Here is a 223-nt window from a genome sequence, read left to right on the forward strand (position 1 = left end):
GCCTCAACGTTATGCAGAGATTACCAGCCTGAGCAATGGACTGGCCAGCAGGTGTCTGAGTCGTTGGCCTATATGGTGCCGGCATCAGCGAAAAGTTATCCGCTTTACCTGCCGGACACGCAGTTAAGGGTGACACTCTCGGCTGATGCCTTCGGGCTGACGGTGACGTTAATCGTGCTTGCCCGTATCGCCGCGCTGAATGAGCGGGATGCCTGTCGGTTTT

The 223-nt window shown here is 56.5% G+C and carries 1 protein-coding gene; it reads left to right on the top strand.

What is annotated here, in order from left to right:
• Window positions 1–223: antirestriction protein (locus AAC854_RS24925; RefSeq protein ID WP_340619226.1), on the top strand; the 223-nt coding region annotated here is incomplete at both ends.

This window comes from Xenorhabdus entomophaga, from assembly GCF_037996725.1.
Classification (GTDB): Bacteria; Pseudomonadota; Gammaproteobacteria; order Enterobacterales; family Enterobacteriaceae; genus Xenorhabdus; species Xenorhabdus khoisanae.